The 16,668-nt window shown below is 47.1% G+C and carries 17 protein-coding genes; 16 read left to right on the top strand and 1 reads right to left on the bottom strand.

Going from position 1 to position 16,668, the window contains the following annotated elements; all coding sequences use genetic code 11:
- Positions 1–71 precede the first annotated feature (71 nt).
- The 8 genes from A7C91_RS10455 (at position 72) to A7C91_RS10420 (ending at position 8,494) form a co-directional block, all read left to right on the top strand.
- Positions 72–1,046, top strand: a complete 975-nt coding sequence (locus A7C91_RS10455; protein WP_068667278.1) for a HesA/MoeB/ThiF family protein — start codon at positions 72–74, stop codon at positions 1,044–1,046.
- Between the two features lies 1 nt (position 1,047).
- The gene (gene thiI, locus A7C91_RS10450; RefSeq protein ID WP_068667276.1) at positions 1,048–2,139 is read left to right on the top strand and encodes a tRNA uracil 4-sulfurtransferase ThiI; all 1,092 of its coding nucleotides are present in this window, start codon (positions 1,048–1,050) and stop codon (positions 2,137–2,139) included.
- Between the two features lie 67 nt (positions 2,140–2,206).
- Entirely contained in the window at positions 2,207–2,728 is a 522-nt protein-coding gene (locus tag A7C91_RS10445; RefSeq protein WP_068667274.1) for a ferritin, read from the top strand.
- Positions 2,729–2,931: 203 nt separating this feature from the next.
- Complete coding sequence (gene sufC / locus A7C91_RS10440; protein ID WP_068667273.1) at positions 2,932–3,675, top strand: Fe-S cluster assembly ATPase SufC; 744 nt, start codon at positions 2,932–2,934, stop codon at positions 3,673–3,675.
- Positions 3,653–5,080, top strand: coding sequence for a Fe-S cluster assembly protein SufB (gene sufB / locus A7C91_RS10435; RefSeq protein WP_068667271.1), 1,428 nt, complete (start codon positions 3,653–3,655; stop codon positions 5,078–5,080). Before sufC ends, sufB begins: the two co-directional genes overlap by 23 nt.
- Positions 5,080–6,189, top strand: a complete 1,110-nt coding sequence (locus tag A7C91_RS10430) for a SufD family Fe-S cluster assembly protein (RefSeq protein ID WP_068667269.1) — start codon at positions 5,080–5,082, stop codon at positions 6,187–6,189. The genes sufB and A7C91_RS10430 overlap by 1 nt, the downstream gene beginning before the upstream one ends.
- A 614-nt stretch (positions 6,190–6,803) precedes the next feature.
- Positions 6,804–7,964, top strand: a complete 1,161-nt coding sequence (locus A7C91_RS10425; protein WP_068667267.1) for a hypothetical protein — start codon at positions 6,804–6,806, stop codon at positions 7,962–7,964.
- 20 nt (positions 7,965–7,984) lie between these two features.
- Entirely contained in the window at positions 7,985–8,494 is a 510-nt protein-coding gene (locus A7C91_RS10420; RefSeq protein WP_068667265.1) for a hypothetical protein, read from the top strand.
- 5 nt (positions 8,495–8,499) lie between these two features.
- Here A7C91_RS10420 and A7C91_RS10415 read toward each other — a convergent pair whose 3' ends face one another.
- A complete protein-coding gene (locus A7C91_RS10415; RefSeq protein ID WP_068667263.1) occupies positions 8,500–9,066 on the bottom strand; it encodes an NADPH-dependent FMN reductase in 567 nt (188 codons plus the stop codon).
- Positions 9,067–9,207: 141 nt separating this feature from the next.
- On the opposite strand from A7C91_RS10415, the gene A7C91_RS10410 reads away from it, so the two are divergent.
- From A7C91_RS10410 to A7C91_RS10375, 8 genes are all read left to right on the top strand, one after another.
- Positions 9,208–9,777 (top strand): peroxiredoxin, encoded by a 570-nt coding sequence (locus A7C91_RS10410; RefSeq protein ID WP_068667261.1) that lies wholly within the window; start codon positions 9,208–9,210, stop codon positions 9,775–9,777.
- Positions 9,778–9,849: 72 nt separating this feature from the next.
- Positions 9,850–10,215, top strand: a complete 366-nt coding sequence (locus A7C91_RS10405) for a CoA-binding protein (protein WP_068667259.1) — start codon at positions 9,850–9,852, stop codon at positions 10,213–10,215.
- Positions 10,216–10,224: 9 nt separating this feature from the next.
- Positions 10,225–10,602, top strand: a complete 378-nt coding sequence (locus A7C91_RS10400; protein WP_068667257.1) for a DUF302 domain-containing protein — start codon at positions 10,225–10,227, stop codon at positions 10,600–10,602.
- 161 nt (positions 10,603–10,763) lie between these two features.
- Positions 10,764–11,111 carry an ArsR/SmtB family transcription factor gene (locus tag A7C91_RS10395; RefSeq protein WP_068667255.1) on the top strand — a complete coding sequence of 116 codons (348 nt, stop codon included), beginning with the start codon at positions 10,764–10,766 and terminating at the stop codon, positions 11,109–11,111.
- A 2-nt stretch (positions 11,112–11,113) separates the two neighbouring features.
- Positions 11,114–13,201: a heavy metal translocating P-type ATPase gene (locus A7C91_RS10390; protein ID WP_068667253.1), complete on the top strand. Its 2,088-nt coding sequence runs from the start codon at positions 11,114–11,116 to the stop codon at positions 13,199–13,201.
- A gap of 306 nt (positions 13,202–13,507) precedes the next feature.
- Entirely contained in the window at positions 13,508–14,482 is a 975-nt protein-coding gene (locus A7C91_RS10385; RefSeq protein ID WP_234394391.1) for a hypothetical protein, read from the top strand.
- 579 nt (positions 14,483–15,061) lie between these two features.
- Positions 15,062–15,535 carry a hypothetical protein gene (locus tag A7C91_RS10380; protein ID WP_068667249.1) on the top strand — a complete coding sequence of 158 codons (474 nt, stop codon included), beginning with the start codon at positions 15,062–15,064 and terminating at the stop codon, positions 15,533–15,535.
- A 19-nt stretch (positions 15,536–15,554) separates the two neighbouring features.
- Positions 15,555–16,610: an SLC13 family permease gene (locus A7C91_RS10375; RefSeq protein ID WP_068667247.1), complete on the top strand. Its 1,056-nt coding sequence runs from the start codon at positions 15,555–15,557 to the stop codon at positions 16,608–16,610.
- Positions 16,611–16,668 lie beyond the last annotated feature (58 nt).

Genomic DNA, 16,668 nt, shown 5'->3' with positions numbered 1-16,668 from the left:
AGAACTGTCCAGAACTTTTGGTTTTCAAAAGCCTTTTTTGAGCCTCTTAGAAGCTTCCAATGGTGGGGAGCATGGTGGATGTAAAGATGGACTTTTCGAGGCACTTCCCGATAATCGGTATGGATGGCCAAAGAAAGCTCGGCGAGAGCACGGTTGCAGTGGTGGGTGCCGGAGCATTGGGGAGCTGGGAGGTCTACTTCCTCCACAAACTGGGCGTTGGAAGAATAATAGTGGTAGACAGAGACTTTGTGGACGAGAGCGATCTTCCAAGGACGATATACACTAGTGATGATGTAGGAAAGCCGAAAGTGGAGGTCCTGAAGGAGCGCTTTGAGAACGTTATTAGCTACTTTGAGGACTTAAACCCGTCAACGGTGCACCTTCTGGACGAAGCTGACATCCTTATAGACGGAACGGACAACATTTACACGAGGCAGGTAATAAACGACTACGCGGTGAAGCGCAACAAACCGTGGATTTACGTTGGCATCTTGGCGACTTACGGCAACCTGATGCCCATAATTCCAGGAAAGACTGCCTGCTTCCGCTGTTTGATGCCGAAGCTGCCCTCAAGTCCCATGCCAACGTGCGCCGTCGCAGGGATTATGAGCTACGTTCCTCCCCTGGCTGCTTCGCTGGCCGTTACTCTAGCGGCTAAGATTCTCCTGGGTAAGGAAGTGAAGAGTGAGCTGATTTTCTTCGACACCAAGACACTTGACTTTGAGAAGGTGGAGATCCCGAGGAGGAAGGACTGTGAGGCCTGCGTTAGGCACAACTTCACGTTCCTGGAGAAGCAGATGAGGATAGAGCACATGTGTGACGGTTCGATTCAAATAACTCCCCCCGAGAGGATGAGCGTAGACCTTGATGAGCTCGCCAAGAGGCTCGATGCCCTCGGCATTGAGTACATCAAGACGTCGCAGTTCATCCAGTTCGAGGACGACTACGCCGAGATTCTGATATTCAAGGGCGGGCGGATGGTAGTTAGGGGAGCAGAGGATGAAAAAGAGGCTAAAAACTTCTTTGCGCGCTATTTGGGTGGTTGAGATGATACTAGTTCGTTATGGTGAGATAGCGATAAAGAGGGGCAAAAGGAGGGAGTTTGAGAGGAGGCTCGTAGAGAACATCCTCGCTACTTTAGAGAGGAAAGGGATTAAAGCAAAGGCAAGGCTGATTAGAGGACGAATCCTCATTGATGCCCCAGATGAAGCGGCTGAGATTATTGCAAAAGTCCCAGGCGTTGTTTCGGTTTCGCCTGCACGGGAGATGAACTACGAGGAAGTGCCAGACTATCTGAGAGAAGCCCTGAAAGGCCTGAATCCGAAAAGCTTTAAGGTGGAAACTCAGCGGCTGGATAAGGCGTTCCTTAAGACTTCTATTGAGGTTAACATGGAAATAGGGGCGTTTATTGTAAAAGAATTCGGCTGGAAAGTAAACCTGGAAAACCCCGAGCTCACGATAGGACTTGAAATTATAAAGGGGAAGGCCTACGTTTTCTTTGAGAAGATTAAAGGCGTCGGCGGGCTTCCAGTTGGCACGCAGGGGAAGGTTGTTGTTCTGCTCAGCGGTGGCATAGATTCACCCGTTGCCGCATTCCTTATGATGAAGAGGGGCGCAGAAATAATAGCTGTTCACTTCGACCAGGGGCAGAACGCGAGGAAAGTTGTGGAGAAGACCGTTGAAATACTCAATGATTATTCCCCAAGAGACATCGAGCTCATCATAGAGAATCACTTTGAAGTTCTGAAACCCTATGTTGTAACATTAAACAGAATTAACATGAGAGAATGGACATGCGTCCTGTGCAAGGTCGCCATGCTGAGGAGAGCCGCGGAGATAGCGAGGGAAGAAGGTGCACTGGGCATTGTTACGGGGGATTCCCTTGGCCAAGTGGCTTCGCAGACATTAGCTAATCTCTACTTTGAGACCATGAGCGTCCGCTTTCCCGTACACAGACCCCTGCTGGGCATGGATAAGGAAGAGATAGTTAAGATTGCGAGGGAAATTGGCACATACCAAGCCTTTCTAGAGTACCCATACTGTGATTGCCCGTTCAGACCCGAGAGAGTTGTGACTCAGGGGACGTATGAGGAATTCTTGAAAATCTTAGATATTTTAGAAAAAGAGGGAATAATTTAAAGTTTTTCAAAAATCTAAGGCGAAAACTTTTAGAGTAACAACGCGTAGCTATAGTAAGGTGATGCCCATGCTGAGCGAAAGAATGCTTAAAGCTCTAAATGAGCAGCTTAACAGGGAGCTTTATTCTGCATACCTGTACTTTGCAATGGGGGCCTATTTTGATGACCTCAACTTGGAGGGTTTTGCCAGCTGGATGAAAGCGCAAGCTGAGGAAGAGCTTGGACACGCACTCAGATTTTACAACTACATCTACGACAGGAACGGAAGGGTCGAGCTGAAAGCAATAGAGCAGCCACCAAAGGAGTGGGAATCCCCGCTGGCAGCATTTGAGGCAGCATACAAGCATGAGCAGTTCATAAGTAAGTGCATAAACGAGTTAGCAACTTTGGCTGAGGAGGAAAAGGACTACTCAACGAGGGCATTTTTGGAGTGGTTCATAAACGAGCAGGTTGAAGAAGAGGCAAGTGTCAAAAAGATCGTTGATAAGCTCAAGTTTACAAAGGACAATCCGCAGGTTCTTTTCATGCTCGACCAGGAGCTCGGTCAAAGAGCTCCGCAGCTTCCAAACCTCCTTCTTCAGGGGGGCTAAATTTTCTCTTTTTTGTCAATATTTAGATTGCATGGGTTGTGCGTGAACTAAATCACAGTATCAAATTTTGATGGATTGAAAAGTCGACCCAAATAAATGCTACCAGGATGTGGGGCCCAAGTTGATTACACAAATTTGTGAAGAAAGGTTTTAAAAGTGAACTTTTTTACCCAATACTGGGTATATAAAGGACGGTGATGGACATGCTGAAGGTGGAAGATTTACACGTCAAAGTTATGGATAAGGAGATACTTAAAGGGATTACGCTCAGCATTGGTGAAGGTGAACTTCACGTTATCATGGGGCCTAATGGAAGCGGAAAATCAACATTAGCTTTAACTATAGCCGGCCATCCGAGATACAAGGTTGTGAAAGGCAGAATACTCTTTGAAGGCGAGGATATAACTGGGATGAAGCCAGAAGAGAGAGCAAAGAGGGGAATATTCCTCAGCTTCCAGCATCCGATAGAGATCGAAGGAGTTAAAGTTATTCAGTTCCTCCAGAGAATGTTGAAGAACCTGAGAGGCATAGATGAAGTTGATGCATATGAGATGATTTTCAATGCTGTTGAGGAGCTTGGTCTCGACAGCTCAATACTCTCAAGAGAGCTTAACGTTGGTTTCTCCGGCGGAGAGAGGAAAAAGCTTGAGATGCTTCAGGCTTACCTTGTAAAGCCAAGACTTTTAATCCTCGACGAGCCTGACAGCGGCGTTGACGTTGACTCACTCAAGGTTATAGCAAGGATAATTGACAGACTCCATAGGGAGAGCACTTCAATACTTCTAATCACTCATTATGGCAGAATCTTGGAGTACCTTAACGCCCAGAGAGTTCATGTTCTCAAGGAGGGCAAGCTCGTGGCTTCTGGTGGCATTGAGCTCGTAAAAGTGATTGAGGAGAAGGGTTTTACGGCGGTGGAGGATAATGACGCAACAGTCAAGACTTGAGGAAATCCTCAAGGCAGGTTCGCTGGAGGAGATACTCGGCACAGCAGTGCCTTATCCAAAGGAGATAGAGCTTAAGGGAAAGCTTACAAAGGACATGGTAGAGGAACTCTCAAGGATAAAAGGCGAGCCAGAGTGGATGCTCAGACACAGGCTCAAGGCTTTAGAGCTCTTCCACAAGCTACCTATGCCCAAGTGGGTTGTTGGAGTAGAAGAGCTTGATCTTGAGAGTTTAGTCCTTTATTCCAAGCCAGAGATAGAGAGTGAGGTAAAGGACTGGGATGATTTGCCAGAGAACATAAGACGAACTTTCGAGCGTTTGAATATTCCAGAGATAGAGAAGAAGTTTCTCTCCGGTCTAACGGCAGTATTCGACAGCGAGAGTGTCTATTCGAAGCTCAAGGAGGAGTTCGAGAAGATGGGCATAATCATGATTCCAATGGAGGAGGCAGTCAAGAAGTATCCACACCTCGTGAAGAGGTACTTTGGCAAGATCTTCCCAGCTGGAGAGCACAAGTTTTCTGCTTTACATCACGCGTTATGGAGCGGGGGAGTTTTTGTTTACGTGCCTAAAGGAGTCAGGATTCCCTTCCCTGTTGAGGCTTTCTTCGTCATAGGCTCGGCTTTGGAAGGACAGTTCGAGCACACTCTCCTGGTTGCGGACGAGGGGAGCTACATACACTTCATCGAAGGCTGCTCGGCTCCGATGTACAAGGGTTTCTCCTTCCACGATGGCATGGTTGAAATTTATGCTCACAAAAATGCCACCGTCAAGTTCACCACAATACAGAACTGGAGCCGTAATGTGATAAACTTCAACAACAAGCGCGCCATCATAGAGGAGAACGCCTACGTCGAGTGGATAGAGGGAAGTATAGGGAGCAGAATCACATACACATACCCATCAAGCATTCTTAAGGGTAAAGGAGCGAGGACTGCCCAGTATGTTGTCTCCCTCAGCAACGGGCCCTTCATGAAGGATACCGGAGCAAAGACAATACATTTAGCTCCGAACACCAGCTCCAAAATAGTCTCAAAAAGCATAAGTGCTAACGGCGGAATAAACATCTATCGCGGTCTTGTGAGGATAATTAAAGGTGCTAAAAACTCAACAGCAACAGTTTCATGTGACTCTCTAATCCTTGATGAGAAGAGTAAGGCCTACACCTATCCACACAACCAGAATGACGAGCCAAGCGCGAGCATAATCCACGAGGCAACGACTGGAAAGCTCGGCGAGGACAAGCTCTTCTATATGAATGCAAGAGGAATCAAGGAAGAAGAAGCCAAGAGTCTCATAGTGCTTGGCTTCATAAGTGAAATCCTTGAAGGCCTGCCCTTCGAGTACGTTGAGGTACTCAAGAAGGTCATAGAGCTTGAATTTAGCGAGGTTGGAGGTGTTGGCTGATGCATTTTCCAAAAATAACTCTTGAGAAGCTTAAGGAACTGGAGTATCAGAAGTACGGAGACAGTCCAACGATAAAGAGCTACACCAAGTGGAAGCTCTTCGAGGAGAACTCACCACTTAAGCTTCCGACGGAGGCAAAGGCCGGAGAAGTGAAAATCAAGGCGCACGTCTTCCTCTCTGGGAGTGAGGCGAGCTTCAACCTTCCAGCCGGCGTTGAGCTAACCGAGGGAACCCTCGGCCTCTCAAGTCCAGAGGAGTCGAGAATCCTCGGCTTCCACTTCTACACTCTCAAAAAAGCTTACAAGCTCAAGATAGTGGAGGACTTAAAGGAGCCTCTTGTCATAATCTCGCATCTCTCGGAGAAGGCTTTCATTAGCCATCACGTCTCAATCGAGGCAGAGAACGTTAAGGCGCCGATAGTCATCTATGATTTGAGTGAAAAAGGGACTAAATCCCTAGTGGTCGAGCTCAAAGCTAGGAATGCTGACATTGAAATCCTAACGGTTGGAAAGCACACCTCTCTATCGCACTATCTCCTGAGGGCATCACTTGGTGAAAGGGCTAAGGTTAGAGCGTTTACCCTCATTAAGGGTGGAGTTATGAGTCACCACCGTGAAGACTACTCACTTGAGGGTAAAGAAAGCCAGCTCATCCTAAGGGGAATACCCATAGGGGTAGGCTCAGCCATTGACTACCTCACCAACGTCCTCCAGTACGGTGAAAAGAGCAAAAGCGAGACAAAAGTTCACGGGTTCTCTTACCAGAACGGCTGGGCCGTCCACAGGGGCGTTGCGAAGGTCTTCGAGAGTGCGAAGAACTCGGTGAGCGAGGTAATTTCACAAATAACCATCATGGACGAGGGCTCCCTCGGTGTGAGCGTGCCGATGCTTGAGGTCGACACCGGAGAAATCGAAGCCGCCGCTCATTCATCCGCGGTGAGGCAGTTTGATGAGGATGCCCTCTTTTACCTTCGCTCGCGCGGATTTGGGAGTGAGGAGGCATTGAACCTATTCATTCACGGCATCGGCGAGGCCCTGAGCGACCACCTGGAGCGCCTCAGGGGCAAGGCCAGGGGCAATATAGCGGAGCTCATCGAGGGGCTGCTTTGACTTTTTCTTCTCTTGTTCCGTATTCACACGGAACACGCTTATACCAGGTGACGGCTTGGGGTTTTGAGAGTGAAGACGCTTAAGTACTCCGGAATCGCCGGTCTGGTAACCTACTGGCTCTTCGTAACCTAGAGAATAAGCAGGAATCAGTGGTTTTCCTTCTTCCATAACCCACTCATCGACCTCGAAGCTCTAGTCAGGATGTATCGCCGAAGATGTACAATTGCGGACTCATCGTTATGGCTGTTTTTGTCTTCGTCTTCTCACTTTACTTAATCTTCTCGGCTGAGGACAAACTCCAGATGTTTGGGGAGCTTACATCACCATCTTGGCTCTCTTCGTTGCGCTTATTAGAATTTTCTACGGCGATACAAGGCTGCACTCCTTCATTTTAACATATTTCTTCGTGCAGTTCTTCTTGAGACGCTGATATATGGAGTTGGAACGAAGAAGCCACGATCCTCATAGCATTTGGGAATGAAACAATTTTCGTTTAATTTTTTCCACTTTGAAAAAGAAAATGTTAATAACCCCTAACATCTAACCTTAACTATAAGTCACTTGACGGATTCTTTTGAATTTTAGCGTTTCGTGGCTGGAAAAAGGTGTGAAAAATGAAAATTAGAAAGCTTGCAGGCTTTGCCCTGCTTTTAAGCATCATTATGCTCGGTGCGTTTATATCGGGCTGTATAGACCAGGGAGACGTTACCCGGACTGTAACTAACGGCAGCACTACTGTGACCCCAACAGCTTCCACAAACGAGTGGAAGGCTAAGGAGGAAAAGCTCACATCTCTGATTGCGACGTACGATGGAGAAATAGCCAATGAAAAGGAAAATCTCGCGAAGATCGGCTTCGAGCTCGAAAGCTCCGAGATTGGGAACTGGGAAGCTGGCTCGAGAGAACTTCTCGAAATGGCGGAAAGCGAAAGCGATCCTCGGACAAGGGTTTTAATTCTTCAGGACGTCGCAAAGCTCAAGTACTATGAGCTCCTCAACCTGAGGACTCTCGCTGGAATTGGAGCCCTTGAAAAAACCTACTGGGAAAATGCCACCACCGGCGAGCCTATAGAGGCATTCTATAGTCCCCGCGGTGAGTTCTTCTATATCGATGAGAAAGGAATAACCCCCATGAATACTGGGGAAATGGTGGAAACCATGTACAGCCTTCTCAGGGGCTACAAGCTTGAGAGCCTTGAGATATATCACCTCGGGACAGGAAGCACACTCCGAACCATTAGAGAGGGCGGAAGAACCGTCGGTGCTGGACAGGTGGCGGTTAGAATCGGGGCGAAAAATGGTAAGTGGCTTAAGGCGGTTGGAGAGTCCACACCCCCTGTGCTGAAGCTCGTCGATCCCGAAACTGGAGAAACCGTTGCGAGAGTCAGACCAGACGAAAACGGCTTCTATCTAATACCACCCGTTAACACGACCCTTCTCGGCATTCCTGACGATGACGGCTTTTGCTACAGACCCCTGCCCTTGGACACCAACACCATGAACACGATTCCCGAGGAGCCAGAAGATCCGCTGATATGTCCCTCTCCGGAAATATCCCCCTTCATCTTTGAGCCGACAGACACTGGTTCTGCTGACCCCGTTCCTCTGGAAGAGGCATACATAATGCCTGGGGAATACACCGTGACCATTCTGGTCACGAAGGCTGACCTCAAGCAGCTGACCGAACAGCTAGTCAACATCAATGTGAAAATAGGCGGAGAAAAACCTACATCAAGACTCCTCAGAGAACCTCTGATGCATTCCAGAAGGCTGTGACTGGGACATTGGTATTAAACATGAGTACCCAGTCGGAAACGACCTGCTCATGCACGTTCAGCCCGCTCCTCAGGAGCGTCTTCGGGAGAGCTTTCGGCGGAGAACCTTTCGGTGAGGTTCCTGAACCGGGCGTCATTAACATCACTGACTATGGAAACGGCCCCTATATCCCGGTTGAATGGGAAATGCTGGAGAACTACAGCTCGGTCGTTACCGTTTATGTCATAACGAACTCCAACGGAGAAACCCTGATAGCGATAGGTGACCCCGGAGTAAATCAGGGTATGAAAAAACCTTCAGCAAAGAGGCTCGCGCCGAGCTACCTTGACCGCGTTTTCGTCGAAATATTCACCGGCAGAAACCCCCAGACAGGGAAGGAGATAAAGATACCAGTCTTCAAAGTCCTCAACACAGATGGAACGGTGGGAATTAGGGCGACAGGCCTTCTAAGGAGTGTGAACGTTAGAGTCGCGGTCTTTCCAACCGATGGGATTGACAATGACTGCAATGGCTCGTGTGGAAAGGAGTGAAACCCTTAGATATCCTCTCTTTTTTCCTTTAGTTTCTCCCTTACTTCGTCCCTTATCGGCTTCAGGACCTTCGCGTACTTTTCGAGAATCCTGAAGAGCCTTCCAACCCTCTCCTCATACTTCTCGTCCTTTAGCTCTTCGCCCTCGAATATGTCGTCCACGTTGTAGAACAGAACCTGCGCAACTGGGAGCATGCGGTAGTTAAGCGACGCGGTTCTCAGCTCCATCAGCAGCCTAACGCCGCCGGTAACGCTTGAGACGGTACATATTGCAACTGGTAAAGCCTCGTACTCGTCGTAAATTGTGTCCAGGAGTATCTTGAGCTCGCCGGGATAGCTCCCGTTGTACTCGGGTGCGACTATGATGAGCGCATCCGCTTCGAGAATCTTCTCCCTGTATTTTTCCATCTCCAGTGTGATTTTCCAGCGGTGGGTATAGGCGAGGAGGTAATCGCGGACGTCTATCAGCTCGGCGTCCCAGCTGAATTCTTGAGCCTTCTTCATGAGGTATCTCGCAACTTTCTCGCTTTTCCTGCCTTCCCTTGCCGTTCCGAGAACTACCTTAACCTTCATCTTATCACCAAAGGAAGTTCGCTTTTGAGATATTTAAATTTGTCCTTCAAAATGTAATACTTTTGATTTTGGAACTTTTCACTTTGTTAGGCAAACCTATATAAGTTAGGTTTCCCAACATAGTTCTGAGGTGTTTGAAAGATGGTGAAAGTTGGAGAAATCGTCCCAGACTTTGAAGCAGATGCCTACCTTCCGGAGAAGGATGCAATAGAGAAGGTTAAGCTTTCGGACTATGGGGGCAAGTGGGTTGTCTTGGCCTTCTATCCAGCGGACTTTACCTTCGTCTGCCCGACGGAGCTCGAGGAGCTTGCCGGGTACTACGAGGAGTTCAAGAAGGAGGGCGCTGAGATTTTGAGCGTTTCAACAGATACAGCCTACGTTCACAAAGCATGGCACGACACTTCCCCCGCGATCAGGAAGATAAAGTACCCGATGCCCGCCGACCCGGCAGGAAAGATATGCCGCCTCTTCGGCACTTACATCGAGGACGAGGGCGTCTCCTGGAGGGCGACCTTCATCATAGACCCTGACGGAAAAGTAGTGCATATGGAGATGCACGATTTGAGCATAGGCAGGAGTGCGAAGGAGATACTTAGGAGGCTCAAAGCCTCTAAGTATGTGAGGGAGCACCCCGGACAGGTGTGTCCGGCGAGCTGGGAGCCCGGTAAAGGAACACTCGAAGTCAGCTTGGATTTGGTTGGAAAGATATGACCTCTTTTTTATCCATTTTTGCTCAGCAACGTATAAAAAGGATGAATCTGAGTTCAAGATTATGTGAAGAAAATGGATGCACGGAACTTCAAACGGATTGCTCTGGTAGGGGCGAGTCCGAATCCGGCCAAGTACGGCAATATAATTCTAAGGGATTTAAAGAGAAAGGGCTTTGAAGTTTTACCTATCAACCCAAATTATGATGAGATTGAAGGGTTAAAGTGCTACAGGAACGTTAAAGGGCTCCCGAAAGATGTTGATGTCATAGTCTTTGTGGTTCCCCCCAAGGTTGGTATTCAAGTGGCAAAAGAAGCTGTTGAAACTGGCTTCAAAAAGCTGTGGTTCCAGCCAGGTGCTGAGAGCGAGGAAATTAGGGAATTCTTGGAGAGTCAAGGTGCTGAATATAGCTTTCACAGATGCATAATGATGGAAACGTAGGTGGTGCTGATGGAGTTTTATTACGTCCGAAGATTTGAGAGAGATCTAGATGGGCTCTGGGAAGAGCTTAAAAGGAAAATCGAGGAGGAGGGCTTTCTCATAGTGGGAGAGAGGATTCCGGTAAGCATAGTGGAGAGGGAAGATGGCATCATTGCGGACTACCACGTGCTCTTCATATGCGATAGAGAAGTTGTGGCGGAGCTCGTTAAGCTCGACCCTAATATTGGAGCACTGATGCCGTGTACAGCGTTTGGCTACGTCAGAGAGGATGGGGTTTATATCGGCATTGGACTTCCGAGTGTCGCTTGGAGGATAGCGGGCGAGGAAGTGGTAGAGCTCATGAAGCCCATGGAAGAGAAGCTCAAGGGGATAATTGATTCCCTCTGATTTTTCAATTTTTGAAATTTTTGCTGTACTCTCTTTTCACTTTGGAAAACCAGCAGAATAGTGCTATGCACTCCTCTCTTTTTGTGCACTCTCAGACACCTTTTCTCAGTAACATTTATAAGAACATTTGTACAATTGCTCAAATGTAGAGGTGATGAAAAATGACGGAAGTGTGTAAGGTTTACGAAGAGCATTTGGATAAAATCCTCGAAGCTAAGAAAAAGCTGCCTGGTAATGAAACAATACTTGAGGTTTCCGATTTCTTTGACGCTTTAGGAAACCCTACAAGGCTTAAGATACTTTTCGCACTGCTGGAGGACGAGCTCTGCACGTGTGATTTATCGAACATTACCGGCCTGTCAGTTTCTGCAATCTCTCACCAGCTTAGGATTTTGAAGGATAGAAAAATTGTCGCATACAGGAAGGATGGAAAGAACGTCTTCTACAGCTTAGATGACGAGCATATAAGGGAGATTTTGAAGATTGCGCTTGAGCACATGGAGGAGTGAGCATGCCAAAGAAGCTCAAATTAGAGGGTCTCAACTGTGCTAGATGTGCGTATGAGATAGAGGAAGCACTGAAGAAGGAAGGCTTCGAGTTCGCTTTGGTTAATTTCACAACGAACGAGTTAGTTATTGAGGGAGACGTGGAGAGGGCCAAAGAGATAGTGAAAAGGGTCGAGCCGGGGATTAGGATAGTTGAGAAGAAAGAACACCACGACCATGACCATGGACACCACCATGATCACGACGAAGATTCAGGGAAGATGCCCTACTTCATAATACCCTCGCTCGTGCTCTTCATAGCAGGAATCCTCTTGAGATACTACTACAACTATGACAATGCCTTTGTGTTCGGAATATTCGTCGCGAGCTACCTTCTTGTGGGCTGGAAAGTGCTAAGGAATGCTTTTGTCAACTCCTTCCACGGCAACGTCTTCGACGAGAACTTTCTAATAGCAATAGCCACGCTGGGAGCGTTTGCAATTAAGGAATATCCCGAGGCTGTGGGAGTAATGCTGTTCTACATCGTTGGCGAGTTCTTCCAGGATTTAGCTGTTAACAGATCAAGGCGCTCAATTAAGGCTTTGCTAGCTTTAAAAGCCGAATATGCGAACTTGAAAGTTGGTGATAAGCTAATTAAAGTCAAGCCAGAGGAGCTCAAAGTTGGAGATGTGATAGTTATTAAACCTGGAGAAAGAGTTCCTGTGGATGGCTTTGTAATTGAGGGAACCTCAACGGTAGACACGTCCGCCCTGACAGGCGAGAGCGTTCCAAGAACTATAAGAGAAGGGGATGAGATTCTCTCTGGAATGGTCAACTTAAGCGGTCTTTTGACGGTCAAAGTTACAAAAGAGCTTAAGGAGTCAACCATTTCAAGGATTTTAGAGCTTGTGGAAAATGCAAGTGCAAGGAAAGCCAAAACAGAAAAGTTCATCACGAAGTTCGCTCACCACTACACTCCAGCGGTTGTGGGATTAGCTGCACTTGTTGCTTTAATTCCTCCATTAGCTTTTGGAGAGCCCTTTTCTAAATGGGTTTATAGGGCTTTAGTGCTCTTGGTAATCTCATGCCCTTGCGCTTTAGTGCTTTCAATACCTCTCGGCTACTTTGGCGGGATTGGAAAGGCAGCGCGGGAGGGCATACTCGTCAAGGGCTCGAACTTCCTCGATGCCCTCAGCAAAGCTACAATTGTAGCTTTTGACAAAACAGGGACGCTAACAAAGGGTGTCTTTAAGGTTACGAAAATAGAAACGAGAAACGGCTTTAACGAGGAAGAAATTTTGAGGTTCGCGGCTTTGGCAGAGGCACACTCAAACCACCCAATTGCAAGGGCAATAAAGGAAGCTTATGGAGAGAAAATTAACGAGGCTCAAATAAAGGAGCATGAGGAGATAGCTGGGCATGGCGTTCGGGCTAGAATAGATGGAACTGAAATCTTGGTTGGAAATGATAGATTACTGCACCGCTTTGATGTTGAGCACGATACATGCCACGTAAAAGGAACCGTTGCTCATGTGGTCGTTAATGGGAAATACGCTGGCTACATAGTTATATCCGATGAGATAAAGGAAGATGCCCCAAAAGCTGTGAGAGAGCTAAAGCGTTTGGGCGTTAAAAAAGTTATAATGGTGACCGGTGATGGAAGAGATGTTGCGGAGGAAATAGCAAAGCAGATTGGCCTGGATGACTTCCACGCCGAGCTCTTACCCGAGGATAAGGTGAAAATCATTGAAAAACTTGAAGGAGAGAAGAAAGACGAGGAGAAGATAGTTTTCGTAGGCGACGGAATAAATGATGCTCCAGTTATTGCGAGGGCAGATGTGGGCGTTGCGATGGGAGCTTTGGGGAGCGATGCCGCCATAGAGACCGCTGATATCATCATAATGGATGATAAACCATCAAAGCTTCCGAGGGGCATCAGGATAGCCAGAAAGACCCGGAGGATAGTGTGGCAGAACATAATCTTTGCCCTCGGCGTTAAGTTCGCCTTCATAAGCCTCGGAGTTCTTGGAGAGGCTACAATGTGGGAAGCAGTGTTTGCCGACGTTGGAGTTGCACTGATAGCGGTGTTTAATGCGATGAGGATTTTGAGGTGAGTATTTTTCGGTTCTTTTTCCATTTTAAGCGCGAGTAACCGGTTTTACCTCTTGATTCCGAATCATTTTGTTAAAATTTTAACCATCTTCGTTCAAAATGTTTTTATGCTATTGTGAGTACTAAATGCCGGTGATACTCCATGGTGAACTTTGGACTGTGGTGGATCAGATTTCCGTGATACTTGGTAACAGAGAATTTATCCATGTATTAAATAGCACAAACGTTTCCAGCAAGGGTGTCAGGGGAGTGTCCTATTTGAAAGGGAGATTAATGGAGTTTTAAACTCGACTGGAGGAAATTGGGGGATGAGTATGTATAAGTCGTTTAAAATCTCATTTTTAGTTTTGCTACTTATTTTTCCATTAGTTTCCGGTGAGACCTGTGAGCCCTATGAAACCTATTCAATAACCTCGATCCTACCCAGCAATGGGTATGTATTTATTATTGTGCACCATTCCGAATGGATATGCGAGAGGGTTGCGGGAGAGCAAACGCTCAGGCGCAATGTGCCTGATGGAGAATATAACCTCTACTATCTCTTTAATGGAAGTAACCTGCTCTTTTTGGGAAAAAGCAATCCTCTACTCGGTGAGCCATCAATAGTGACTGAGATCAACGGGACTTTTTACATTCTCCAGCGCAAGCAGGTGGTAGTTCCCTACAAAAACATCACCGTGACTATCAACGGGGAGACAAGGAACATTACACTCACTGCCAAAAAAACCGAAATGAGAGTTTATCGCTTCGATGGTTGTGCATTCCTCATATGGAACTGCACAATACTTGAGTTTCAGAATGGAAAAGAGCATGCAGAATGTAATGGAACCGAGATTCTGAGCTACTTCACCAACACCCCCCAGAAAAGACCCTCAGTTGTCAGGGGAGTCATTGAGAACGGTTTCATGGTCTTTAGACTTTCAAATTCAACTTATAAAATTCCAGTGACTGAATTTGACAGATATGTGTCAGGCTTCTTTGGGAGCAAAACGCTCAACGTACTCTCAACCTTTCATGCACTACCTGTTGGTGAGGGAATTCTCATCTATTATCCAGGAGATGTTAAAGTTAATGGGAGCGTCTTCATTTCAGAGTTACCGCTTATGTTCTTTTATGACGGGAAGAACCTAACTCACATAAAAATGTATGTAGGTAGCGTACAGGAACCCCCTCGATGTGGAAACTTTTCCCCGAGATTAACCATTCCTAAGTCTTTAATTGTCCTTATTGGAGTCTTCCTGATGGTTATACTAGTTTACCTGGGGATTAAAAGGCATGTTTAAACCAAATTAAGCGGAATTGAGAACCTATATGAGAAAAGAGCGTGGGATGAGGGGGTTGTTCTTTTTCTATTATTACCCCTCTGCCTTGGCGGTGGAGTCCCTCTGTGGTCCAGATCCAGTTTTTGCTTCAGTGTACCTTCCACCCATCCATCAAAATTATGATTATGCAATAATAATGCCCTCGTGGAGTGCTATGCAACAGGTTGCACGTCAAACTCGAGAACCCCTTCGTTCCCCAGGCTTCCAGCTCGATGTTTTTAAATTAGAAACAACCAGCAGGAAAGGGAAAAATACCTTCGCACATGATTTATAAAAATTTAAGCTCAAGTTTATCTTGACTCACAATTGTTATGATTAAGTTTTTAATCACTTCTTGCCCTTTGGTGAAATCTTAGTTTTGACCACGCAGTTGTGCTTGACAATTGGATCATATCCAACACACTGGAAACGTAAAAAAGTGACCTTATAAAATTTCCACCATTTGTACTATCTGTCAAGAAACCTCAACCTTTCGCGGCAACATGACCGGAAACTTTAAGGTATCCTAAAGGGAAGAGATCCTTATCGGGTGATTCTCCCATGCCGCCCATTCCTCCACCAATAAGAAGAATGCCCGTTCCAAGAGAACTCACCCCCGAAGTAGCTGAAACAGCCATAGAGACCGTAAAAAACGCCCTGCCATTTTTTACCGCCGGAATGCCGATAATTCATCACACACCTCATGGCGTTAACATTGATATTCCCGTGATGTATCTGAATGTCGCCATTGACAGGCTTCACTATGACCCAAAAACCGAGAGCCCGCTGCCCAAGGGGTTGCCGGGAGTGGAGTGTGGTGAAATTGACCCGGTAAGGGTGAAGGATAGGGCCAGGGAAATTCTTAAGGGACTCCGTGTTCTTGAGGCTGCAGAGTTCAGGAAACCTGAAAACTGCTGGGTTGTTTCAGTAGCGTGGAGAAGCTTTATAGTCCTTCACGTTCGCATTTCCGCCGATGGAAAGGAGCTCATTCCGGATTACAGGCTCATGGAGGAGGTTATGAGATACGGCGTTTGAAAGACTGAAAAGCTTTGCAATGAAGGAGTGGTTCCTCACGGTTCTAATAGTTCTCTACCTGGTTCTGGTTATCCATGACCGCCCTCTCCTTCTAAGGACACCCGAGCTCATCGACTGGAACAGCCTGGCATTGATAACATCTTTAACCCTCGTTTCAAAGGGTCTTGAGCTGTCTGGCATGTTTACCCGCTTCTCACTAAAACTCATAGACCTCTCACATGGCTCTGAAAAAAGATTTCTGTTCATTCTTCTCCCGGTCATTGCTCTCTCTTCCGCGGTTATAATGAACGATACGGTGATGCTCATCTTCATACCCCTTGTCGTCACCACAGCAAGACTAGTCGGAATAGATGCAACCCGTCCGATTGTCCTCTCGGCCATAGCGGCAAACGTGGGTTCCGCACTAACGCCGATAGGCAATCCCCAGAACGTCATAATCTGGAGCACATACGGGCTATCATTTTTAGAATTCACATTCGGAATGTTACCCTTCGTTCTGCTCTGGATTCTCCTGCTTTTAATGTTCACCACGACCCTCGATGACAGTAGTATATCCCTTGAAACGCCCCCTCCCGTTGTCATCAACGGAAGACTGCTCCTTGTTTCCCTCCTGCTTCTGATTGCTGACGTTTGTTTAGCTGAAATCGGGGAGCCTCTGCTGGCACTTTCTCTAACTTTGTCCCTTCTGCTTTTCTTTGGAAGGGAGGCTTTGCTATGCTTTGACTGGGTACTGGTTATGACCTTTGCCCTTATCTTCGTTGACTTTGGAGAGGTTGCACGTTTGCTTTCTGGTCATACCCTTCCGTCTGAAGGGGTGTCGTTGTTTCTCGCCTCAGCCGGTTTGAGCCAGCTCATCAGCAACGTTCCGGCAACAGTGATCTTCCTTGGCCAAAAACCCGAGTGGCTGCCCCTAGCTCTCGGCGTGAACCTCGGGGGAAACGGCCTTGTGATGGGCTCCCTTGCAAATCTTATAGCAATCAGGATCTCTGGAATCCGCATAAGTGACTTTCACAGGTTTTCGATGCCCTACTTTCTGATGGCCTTGATGGTTTCGATTCTGTTACTCCTGCTGTGATCTCTGGCCTGTTTCCTCATCGGGCAGACATGTGGCTATGCGGGAATTGTTCTGGCGG

It is taken from the genome of Thermococcus piezophilus (genome assembly GCF_001647085.1).
In the GTDB taxonomy this organism is placed as follows: Archaea; Methanobacteriota_B; Thermococci; order Thermococcales; family Thermococcaceae; genus Thermococcus; species Thermococcus piezophilus.
Note: the sequence above shows the minus strand (reverse complement) of the source record. Positions and strands in the feature narration are given on the sequence as shown.